General features: G+C 74.2%; 8 protein-coding genes. 5 read left to right on the plus strand and 3 right to left on the minus strand.

The features are described 5' to 3' along the window. The first annotated feature begins 37 nt into the window (after positions 1 to 37). The 3 genes from AB0K05_RS43890 (at position 38) to dnaE (ending at position 4,773) form a co-directional block, all read left to right on the plus strand. Positions 38 to 784, plus strand: a complete 747-nt coding sequence (locus AB0K05_RS43890; RefSeq protein WP_148029862.1) for a GntR family transcriptional regulator — start codon at positions 38 to 40, stop codon at positions 782 to 784. Between the two features lie 78 nt (positions 785 to 862). After that, entirely contained in the window at positions 863 to 1,129 is a 267-nt protein-coding gene (locus AB0K05_RS43895) for a DUF6504 family protein (RefSeq protein ID WP_148029863.1), read from the plus strand. Beyond that, on the plus strand, positions 1,129 to 4,773 hold the full coding sequence (dnaE, locus tag AB0K05_RS43900) for a DNA polymerase III subunit alpha (RefSeq protein WP_345483040.1): 3,645 nt from the start codon (positions 1,129 to 1,131) through the stop codon (positions 4,771 to 4,773). The genes AB0K05_RS43895 and dnaE overlap by 1 nt, the downstream gene beginning before the upstream one ends. A 6-nt stretch (positions 4,774 to 4,779) precedes the next feature. Here dnaE and AB0K05_RS43905 read toward each other — a convergent pair whose 3' ends face one another. Further along, positions 4,780 to 5,493 (minus strand): DUF4328 domain-containing protein, encoded by a 714-nt coding sequence (locus AB0K05_RS43905; RefSeq protein ID WP_271279838.1) that lies wholly within the window; start codon positions 5,491 to 5,493, stop codon positions 4,780 to 4,782. 65 nt (positions 5,494 to 5,558) lie between these two features. After that, positions 5,559 to 6,206, minus strand: a complete 648-nt coding sequence (locus AB0K05_RS43910) for a response regulator transcription factor (RefSeq protein WP_364237695.1) — start codon at positions 6,204 to 6,206, stop codon at positions 5,559 to 5,561. A gap of 89 nt (positions 6,207 to 6,295) precedes the next feature. Here AB0K05_RS43910 and AB0K05_RS43915 point away from each other — a divergent pair, with 89 nt between their 5' ends. Next, a complete protein-coding gene (locus AB0K05_RS43915; protein ID WP_271279837.1) occupies positions 6,296 to 6,973 on the plus strand; it encodes an ABC transporter ATP-binding protein in 678 nt (225 codons plus the stop codon). After that, complete coding sequence (locus tag AB0K05_RS43920) at positions 6,970 to 8,982, plus strand: FtsX-like permease family protein (protein WP_364237698.1); 2,013 nt, start codon at positions 6,970 to 6,972, stop codon at positions 8,980 to 8,982. The genes AB0K05_RS43915 and AB0K05_RS43920 overlap by 4 nt, the downstream gene beginning before the upstream one ends. Before the next feature lie 149 nt (positions 8,983 to 9,131). Here AB0K05_RS43920 and AB0K05_RS43925 read toward each other — a convergent pair. Further along, a partial coding sequence (locus tag AB0K05_RS43925) for a hypothetical protein (protein ID WP_364237701.1) occupies positions 9,132 to 9,536 on the minus strand: 405 nt, incomplete at its 5' end.

Consider the following 9,536-nt stretch of genomic DNA (forward strand, 5'->3'; position numbering starts at 1 on the left):
ATATACGTTGCTCTTTCATGAACTGGGGTGGTCGGTAATGGTTGCGCGCTATGAACTGATCGCCGATGAGCTGCGGGGCGAGATCCTCTCGGGCGTGCACCCGGTGGGCTCGCAGCTCCCGTCCGAGTCGGAGCTGGCCGCCCGCCACGGCGCCGCCAGGGGGACGGTCCGTCAGGCGGTCGCCGTGCTGGCCGCCGAGGGCCTGGTCGGGTCGCGGCAGGGGGCCAGGCGCATCGTGCTCGGCACCGCGCGCAGCCAGAGCTTCGCCGAGCTGCACAGCTTCGCCGAGTGGGCGCGGGCCAACGGCTACCGGTACGGCGGCCAGGTGATCGCCCAGCGCCGCCGCCCGCCCACCCCGGCCGAGGCGGCCAGGCTCGGCTCCGGCGAGGTGCTCGACGTGCTGCGGCTGCGCACCCTGGAGGACGAGCCGGTGCTGCTGGAGCGGACCGCGTACGCGGAGTGGATCGCCGGCGCCGTCGAGAGGCTGCCGCCCGGCTGCGGGTCCGTGACCGAGGCGCTGTACGAGTCGGCGGGGCTGGTGTTCGCCTACGGCGAGCACCTCATCGACGCGGTGCCCGCGAGCACACGGGACGCGCGCCTGCTCGGGGTCAGGCGGGGCAGCCCGCTGCTGCGCCAGCGCCGGGTGACGACCACGCACGAGGGCAGGGCGGTGGAGTGCTCGGACGACCGCTACCGGGCGGGGAGCGTGGCCTTCAGCATCCGCAACTCGATCGGGGCGAACCCGCTCGTGCGGCACGCGGGCGACTTGCGTTTCGGCGCGTAAGAACATATGTTCGAGTCATAGCGCCCGCCTTCCCCCGGGTGGCTCAGCATAGGCACCAGAGCCGCGGGGAGAAGCGACTTGAGCAGACTCTATGGCGATCCGATAGAGGTGTGGACCAGAGACGGGGAGCCGACCCAGTTCGTCTGGCGTGACCGGCTCTATCTCGTCCGCCAGGTGCTCGATCACTGGGTGGTGGCCCGCGAATGGTGGAAGATCAGCGAGAGCGACCCCGGTGAGCGCCGGTTCTGGCGGGTCGAGGCCAGCCCCGGGCGCGAGGCCGGCACGTACGAGCTGAGGTTCGACACCGCCAGCGGCGGCTGGCTGCTCCTGCGGGCGTGGGACTGATGGGCGGCCGGACGGCGGGGCCGTTCCCGCACCTCAACGTGAGCTCCGCCTACTCGATGCGCTACGGCACCGCGTTCCCGAAGGCGCTGGCGGAGCGGGCCTTCGAACACGGGATGGACATCCTGGCGCTGACCGACCGCGACGGGCTGTACGGCGCGGTCAAACACGCGCAGGCGTGCGCGGCCGCCGGGATCGCGCCGGTGTTCGGCGTCAACCTGGCCCTCGGCGATCCGGAACCGGACATGTGGCCGATCGCCCCGCCGAGCCGGACGAGCGGGCGTGACGCCCGGCCGCGGACCGGGCCGGGGGCGCAGGACCGGGTGACCGTGCTCGCGCGCTCGCGCGGCTGGTCGCGGCTGGCGCGGCTGGTCACGGCCGCGCACTACGCGGGCGAGCGCGGAGACCCCCGCATCACCCGCGGGCTGGCCGCCGAGTGGGACGCCGCCGGCGACGGCGGGCTGGCGGTGCTGCTCGGCCCGCGCTCCGACGTCGGCCGCGCGGTGGCCGAGCGGCGCGACGACCATGCCCGGACACTGCTCGGCCGGTGGCGCGAGGCGCTGCCGGGCGTGGTGATCGAACTGGTCGACCAGTACGCGTTCCACGACGCCGCCACGGCGCTGCGGATGCTCGCCCTGGCCGAGTCCATGGACGTGCCCGCCGTGCTCACCAACGCCGTCCGCTACCTCGACCCGGCCGACCACCAGGTCGGCGACGTGCTCGACGCGGCCCGCCAGCTCGTCCCGCTGCACCCGCGCCACCTGGAACGCACCACTTCCCACGCCTACCTCAAGAGCGGCAAGGAGATGGCCCAGGTCGCCGCCAAGATCTGCGGCCACGACGGGGACCGGATCGGCAGGCTGCTGCGCACCACCCGGCAGATCGCCGAGGCGTGCGCCGCCGACCCGGTGGAGCTGCTCGCGCTCCGCCAGAGCCCGCCCCGCCTCCACCTGCCGGAGATCGGCGGCGACCCGGTGCCGCTGCTGCGCCACCGCGTCGCGGACGGCCTGGCCGAGCGCGGCCTGCGCCGTTCCCGCGAGGCCAGGGAACGGGCGGCCGCCGAGCTCGACGTCATCGAGCGCAAGCGGCTGTCGGGCTACTTCGTCGCGGTGTCCGGCATCACCGACATGATCCGCGGGATGGGGGTGCGCTGCGCCATCCGCGGGTCCGGCGCGGGCAGCCTGGTCAACTACCTCATCGGCATCGGCGAGGTGAACCCGATCGACCACGGCCTGCTCATGGAGCGGTTCCTGTCGGAGGGCCGGATCGGGCTGCCCGACATCGACGTGGACGTGGAGTCCGCGCGCCGCCTCGACTGCTACAGGGCGATCTTCGACCGGTACGGGGAGTCGCGGGTGGCGTGCGTGTCCATGATGGAGACCTACCGGGCGCGCAGCGCCATCCGCGACGTGGCGGGCGCGATGGGGCTGCCGCCGCACGAGATCGACGCCATTGCCAAGGCGTTCCCGCACATCCGGGCCATGCAGATCACCGCGTCCCTGCGCGACCTGCCCGAGCTGCGCGAGAGCCGGCTCGGCGACGCCGGTCTGGAGCGGGTGTTCCGGCTGGCGGAGAAGCTCGACGGGCTGCCCAGGCACATCGCGCTGCACCCGTGCGGGGTGCTGGTCGGCAACTCCGGGATGCGCGACCTCACCCCGGTCGAGCGCAGCCTGCTGGAGTTCCCCATGTCGCAGTTCGACAAGGACGACGTGGAGGAGGCCGGGCTGCTCAAGCTGGACGTGCTCGGGGTGCGGATGCAGTCCGCGCTCGCGTACGCGCTCGGCGAGATCAAGCGGGTCGACGGCGTCACGGTCGAGCTCGACGCCCAGAGCGGCGACGATCCGGACGTACGGTACGTCCCGCACGACGACCAGGAGACGTACGACATGATCCGGGCCGGCCGGACACTCGGCTGCTTCCAGATCGAGTCGCCCGGCCAGCGCGAGCTGGTCTCCAAGCTGGAGCCGCGCACCATGCACGACCTGATCGTCGACATCTCCCTGTTCAGGCCGGGGCCGGTCAACTCCGACATGGTGACCCCGTACCTGGAGGCCAGGCACGGCTGGCGGCAGCCGTACTACCCGCACGAGCGGCTGCGCGAGGCGCTGAAGGAGACGCACGGCGTGGTCGTCTTCCACGAGCAGGTGCTGAAGATCATCCAGGTGATGACCGGCCGCGACCTGTCGTTCGCCGAGATGCTCCGCCGCACCCTCGGCACGCCCGAGGGCCGTGACCGGGTGCGCAACCACTTCGTGCCGCTGGCCAGGGCCAACGGGTTCGGCGACGAGGAGGTGGAGCGGGCCTGGAAGGTGCTGGACGCGTTCGGCGGGTTCGGGTTCTGCAAGGCGCACGCGGCGGCGTTCGCGCTGCCCACCTACCAGTCGGCGTGGCTCAAGCGGCACCACGCGGCCGCGTTCTTCGCCGGGGTGCTCACCCACGACCCCGGCATGTACCCGGCACGGGTGATCATCGACGAGGCGCGGCAGTGCGGGGTGCGGATCCTGCCGCTCGACATCAACAAGTCGGCCAAGGACTGGCGGGTGGAACGGCTCGGCCCGCGGGTGCGGGTCCGCGTCGACCCGGCCCGGCTGGAGGGCTCCGGCCGGCCCCGGCGCGCGTTCGAGGCGGGGGAGATCGGCGAGGGGTACGCGCTGCGGGTGCCGTTCTCGGCCGTCAAGGGGGTCAGCGAGGCCGAGGTGGAGCGCATGGTGGCGGGCCGGCCCTACACCTCGCTCGCCGACTTCTGGGACCGGGCCCGCCCGTCCCGGCCGACGATGGAACGGATCGTGCAGGTCGGCGGGCTGGACGCGGTGCACGGGCTGCGGCCCGGCGACGGCGAGCGGTGGCGGCCCGGAGAGCTGACCAGGCGCGACCTGATCGCCCAGGTCGGCGCGCTGGAGCGGGCCTCGTCGATCGGCGTGCGGGCGGGGCCGCGCCGCGGCAGGCGGTACGCGCCCGCGCCGCCCGCCGAGAGCCGCCACCTGGCGGCCGTCCAGCTGCCCCTCGGCTTCACCGAGCACGTCACCCCCGGCGAGCTGCCGGAGATGACCGACGCGGAGATGGTCGAGGCCGAGCTGGAGATCCTCGGCATGGACATCAGCCGGCACGTCGTCAGCTTCCACGACGAGCTGCTGGACGCGCTCGGCGTGACCCGCGCCAAGGACCTGCTCGGCCCGCGCAACGGGGCCGAGGTGCTGGTGGCCGGCGTCAAGGTGGCCACCCAGACGCCCGCGATCCGCTCCGGCCAGCGCATCATCTTCGCCACCCTGGACGACTCGACGGGGCCGGTCGACCTGACCTTCTTCGAGTCGGTGCAGGGGCGGTGCGCAGCCACCGTGTTCGGGTCGTGGCTGCTGCTGGTGCGCGGCGCGGTCCGCCGCACCGGCGCCCGCGCGGTCTCGATCCGCGCCCTCGACTGCTGGAACCTGGCCGACCTGGACGCGCTGTGGCGGGCCCGCGGCCTCGACGCCGTCCGCGCCGAGCTCGCCCGGCCCCCGGCCGACCAGGGCCCGGTGGGCGGCCGCGCCATCGAGTACGGCAACGGCTTCCGCCTGTCGCCCTACGCCGACCTGGGCCCGGCCGTCACCGACCCGCCCCGCCGCCTCTGGCACGCCAGCCCGGGCAGCTCCGGCCCCACCGCGGCCTGATCCTCGTCAGGAGGCCCGGCCCAGGCGGGTGACCGCGGTGACGGGGGCCGGTCGGCCGGAGGACCCGGCGCTGGGGCGGACGGCGGGGGAGCGCTGCGGGGTGACGCGGCGGACCGTGGCGGCGCAGAGGGCGGCCGACAGGGCCAGGCACGCCAGCTCCAGGAAGCCCAGCCCGGTGAGGCTGTCGAGCGCGTCGAGCGGGAGGACGATGGTGAACACCGCCAGCGTCGCCAGCCAGCTCAGCCACCAGCCCGTCACCAGGGCCACCCGGCCGCGCCGGCTCTCCTCCGCCGGGCCGGTCGCCCGCCACGTCTCGTACACCAGCACCGCCGGCGCTACCAGGTTGACGCCCGGGATGAGCCAGGCGGCGGCGACCGTGCTCCGGGCCGCGGGCAGGGCGCCGGCCTGGCGGACACGCACCAGCCACGTGGTGTGGGCGGCCGCGGCGGCGATCGTGGTGGCCAGGGCGATCAGCAGCAGCACCGCGAACACCGTCGCCGCGCCGGCCAGCGCGTCGGCGTCGGGGCCCGACGGCCGCCCGCCGAACTCGGCCAGCTCGGCGGCCAGCTGTCTGCCGCGCACCTGCTCGAAGACCACCAGAGCGCCCAGGGAGAGTACCTGCGCGGCGAGTGTCACGTAGACGGTGGTGGCGGCCTTGCCGACGACCTTGCTGGCGGACGTGGTAGCGGCTTTGGTGGGCGGTGCCTGGGCAAAGCGCACGATGTTCTCCCCCGGGCCATACGGTGGGTTCTGATTCACTTGTATCCCGGAGGCTGACCCGCTAATCAGCTCACGACACCCGATTCCCAGGCCCACGCGGCGATCTCCACCCGGTTCCTGGTGCCCAGCTTGGTGAAGATGCTCCCGAGGTGCGTCTTCACCGTCGACAGCGACACGAACAGCTCGGCCGCCACCTCCTGGTTGGTGCGTCCCCTGGCGACCAGCCGCACCACGTCCAGCTCGCGGTCTGTCAGCGGTTCCGGCAGGGGCGCGGGGGAGCGGCGGGGCCCGGACAGGTGCCGCAGCAGCCGCACCGTCACCGACGGCGACACCAGCGACTCGCCGCCGGCCGCCGCCTTGACCGCCTCCACCAGCAGCGTCGGCCCGCTGTCCTTGAGCAGGAACCCGGTGGCGCCCGCCCGCAGCGCCCCGTACACGTACTCGTCCAGGTCGAAGGTGGTGACGATGACCACCCGCATCGGGTTCTCGACGCCGGGTCCCGCCAGCGCCCGGGTCGCCTCCAGGCCGTCGAGCCTGGGCATCCGGATGTCGAGCAGGCACACGTCCGGGCGCAGCCGCCTGGCCTCGGAAACCGCGTCGGCGCCGTCGGCGACGGCCGCCACCACCTCCATGTCCGGTTGCGCATCCAGAATCATCTGAAATCCGGTGCGTACCAATTCCTGATCATCGGCGATGAGAACCCGAATAGCCACGCCCAAACTCTAGAGTCAACCGAACGGCCGATGCGGACCGTACGCATGGCCGATCCGCCGCCCCCGTCCGTCCCGGCAGGCTCGGAGCCATGAACGACGTGCTTGTGGGGCGGGCTCTCGCCAAACGGTTCGGGCAGACGGTGGCGCTGGGCGGGGTGGACATCGCGGTGCGCGCCGCGGAGGCGGTGGCGATCATGGGGCCGAGCGGCTCCGGCAAGTCGACGCTGCTGCACTGCCTGGCCGGGATCATGAAACCGGACGCGGGCGAGGTCCACCTGCTCGGTCAGCGCATCGACGACCTGGGCGAACGGAAGCGCAGCGCGCTGCGCCGCACCCGGTTCGGGTTCGTGTTCCAGTTCGGCCAGCTCCTGCCGGAGCTGCCCGCCGAGGAGAACGTGGCGCTCCCGCTCATGCTCGGCGGCGTCGCCCGCCAGGACGCGGTGCGGACCGCCCGGCAGTGGTTCGGCCCGCTCGGGCTGGGCGGCATGGAGGGCAGGCGGCCGGGCGAGCTGTCCGGCGGTCAGGCGCAGCGGGTGGCCATCGCCAGGGCGCTGGTGACCAGGCCGGCCGTGGTGTTCGCGGACGAGCCCACGGGGGCGCTCGACCAGGCCACGGGCCACGAGACGATGCGGCTGCTGGTGGAGGCCACCAAGCACAACGACGCCTCCCTGATCGTGGTCACCCACGACCCGAACGTGGCGGCCTGGTGCGACCGCACGGTCGAGGTCCGCGACGGCAGGCTGCTGGCGGGCGGGGTGCCGGCGTGAACCTCGATCTGACGTGGCGGCTGCTCAAGGGCGGCGGTCGCCGCGGCCTGCTCGGCACCTGGCTGACGCTGGGGGCGGTCGCGGTGGCCACGGCGCTGCTGCTGTTCGCGGTGACGGCCAACTTCGCCTTCCAGGCCAGGGGCGACCGGGACGCGTGGCGCAACCCGGTGGCTGCGGGGAGCGGCGCGACGGCCGTGGAGGCCGCCCGGTTCGACTACGTACGGGACGAGCGGGTGACGGTCGTGGACGTGGCGGCGCTGCCCGGGAAGGCGCCCGCGCCGCCGCCGGGGCTGGACCGCTTCCCCGCGCCGGGCGAGGCGTGGCTGTCGCCCGCGCTGGCCGAGCTGGCTCGCGAACTGCCCGCCGACCAGCTCGCGGCCCGCTTCCCCGCCGTGACCGGCGTGCTCGGCGAGGAGGCGCTGGCCTACCCCGGTGAGCTGGTGGCCGTCGTCGGGCACCGGCCGGACGCGCCCGTCATGACCGCCGAGCGCAGCGACGACTGGATCGCCGGCCGGCCGCCCACCCCCGTCGCGGACTTCACCGGCAGGGTGTCGGAGGACGCGGAGGCGTACCAGGTGCTGGCGCTGATCGCGAGCGTGCTCATGGTGGTGCCGCTGCTGGTGTTCGGCGGGGCCGCGGCCCGGCTCACGGTCGCCAGGCGCGACCAGCGGCTGGCCGCGCTGCGGCTGGTCGGCGCGACGCCCGGGCAGGTCGTCGGGATGACGGTGGCCGAGGCGGTCATCGTGGCGTTCGCCGGCGCGGTCGCCGGGACCGCGGCGTACGCGGCGGCCGTGCCGCTGCTGACGCGGATCGAGATCGGCGGCGGGCCGTGGTTCGCCGCCGACCTGTGGCCGCACCCGCTGGTGCTGGCCGGCGCGCTCGTCGCGGTGCCGCTGCTGGTCGGGCTGTCGGCGGTGGCCGGGCTGCGGCGGGTGGTGGTCAGCCCGCTGGGCGTGGCCAGGCGCCAGACGCCGCCCGGCATGCGGGCGCTGCGGGTGCTCGCGCTGCTGGTGGTGCTGGCAGCCTTCCCCCTGCTGGGCCTGGAGGCCAGTGTGACGGTCATCGCGGTCGCGATCGCGCTGGCCCTGCTCTCGCTCAACCTGGCCGGGCCGTGGGTGGTCGGCCTCATCGGCCGCGTCGCCGCCGCCTTCGCCCGGACGCCCGCTCTGCTGCTGGCGGGGCGCAGGCTCGTGGACGATCCGCGCTCGGCCTGGCGGACGGTCAGCGGGGTCGCGCTCACCGGGTTCGTCGCCGGGTTCCTCGGGATGCTCAGCCCGGGGGCGTTCTCCAGCGGGGCGTCCCACGCGGAGTTCCGGCTCGCCGTGGTGGAGGGGCGGCCGGCGGTGGTCGCCGAGCAGGCGCGCGAGCGGATGCGGGACGCCGGGCTCGCCGCCCGGGTCGAGCACTCGGAGAAGCTCGTCACGGTGACGGTGACCGGCGACGCCGCCCCGGCCGCAGGTGACGCGGCTGCCGGTGACGCGGGCAAGGGCGACGCGGTCGCCGGTGACGGGGGCGGTGTCGGGGTGGTGGCCGTCGATCGGGCGCGGACCGCTCTGGCGGGGCTCGTTCCCGGGCGGACGCCGACCAGTGAGGCCGACGACCAGCGGTTCGGCTTCCAGTTGCTGGACGACGTCCGGGTGGGCACGGTGGTGGTGCTGTCGGTGTCGTTCCTGGTGGCCATCGCCAGCGCGGGCATCACCGCGGCCTCGTCGGTCCTCGACCGGCGTCAGACGTACGGACTGCTGCGGCTGGCCGGCACCCCGCTGACCGTGCTGGACCGGGCACGGCGGGCCGAGACGCTGATCCCGCTCACCGTGATGGGCGGCGGCACGATCGCGGCCGGGGTGTTCTGCGCGACGCCGTTCATGCTGGGCGCCCCGAACCTGAGCGGGGCGGTCATGCTGGGGATCTGCGTGGCGCTGGGCTTCGCGGGCGTGCTCGGGGCCGGGGCGCTGAGCAGGCCGCTGCTGGTGGCGGTCACCACCGACCCGTCACCCCGCCCCGACTGACCGGGCAGGAGGGACCCAGGCCTCGATGCGCTCGCGGGTACTCGTCGATCGGGAGCGGGCAGTCGAGCGCCTGCTCGATCAGGTCCTCGGCCGCCTGTGCGCGGGCGACGCGCCGCTCCGGCTCGGCGATGTGATCGCGGAGCACGTCGCTAGGCCCGCAGCACGGTGACCTGGCGGCCGGACGGGGTGGTCGCCTCCTCGAAGGCGCCTCGTTGGTTCCACGGCGGGGCCTCGGGGCGCCGGTCGAAGATCACCAGGACGCCGGTGGTGAGGCTGAGCCGGTCCAGGTACCCGTCGAGCTGGGCGAGGCCGTCGGAGAGGGGGTCGTCCTTGCCTGCTCGCCAGACCTTCAGCTCCATCGCTTCGCGCTGCACCAGGCGTTCGCCGTCCGGGCCGGTGTAGGGCCAGCGGACGAGTACGTCCAGGCGTTTGGTGCCGGCGGCGTACTCGCGATCGAGATAGCCGCCGCCGTTGACCAGGCGGTGCAGGAAGGCCATGAGGATGATCTGGCAGGCGGCCTCGTGGTAGTTCTCCTGACGGATGAGCACCTCGCC

The organism is Nonomuraea sp. NPDC049486, assembly GCF_040676925.1.
Classification (GTDB): Bacteria; Actinomycetota; Actinomycetes; order Streptosporangiales; family Streptosporangiaceae; genus Nonomuraea; species Nonomuraea ferruginea.

Bases quoted from the DNA above. Each gene is read 5' to 3' on its own strand.
- AB0K05_RS43890 (WP_148029862.1), top strand. From the start codon at position 38: ATGGTTGCGCGCTATGAACTGATCGCCGATGAGCTGCGGGGCGAGATC.
- dnaE (WP_345483040.1), top strand. From the start codon at position 1,129: ATGGGCGGCCGGACGGCGGGGCCGTTCCCGCACCTCAACGTGAGCTCC.
- AB0K05_RS43915 (WP_271279837.1), top strand. From the start codon at position 6,296: ATGAACGACGTGCTTGTGGGGCGGGCTCTCGCCAAACGGTTCGGGCAG.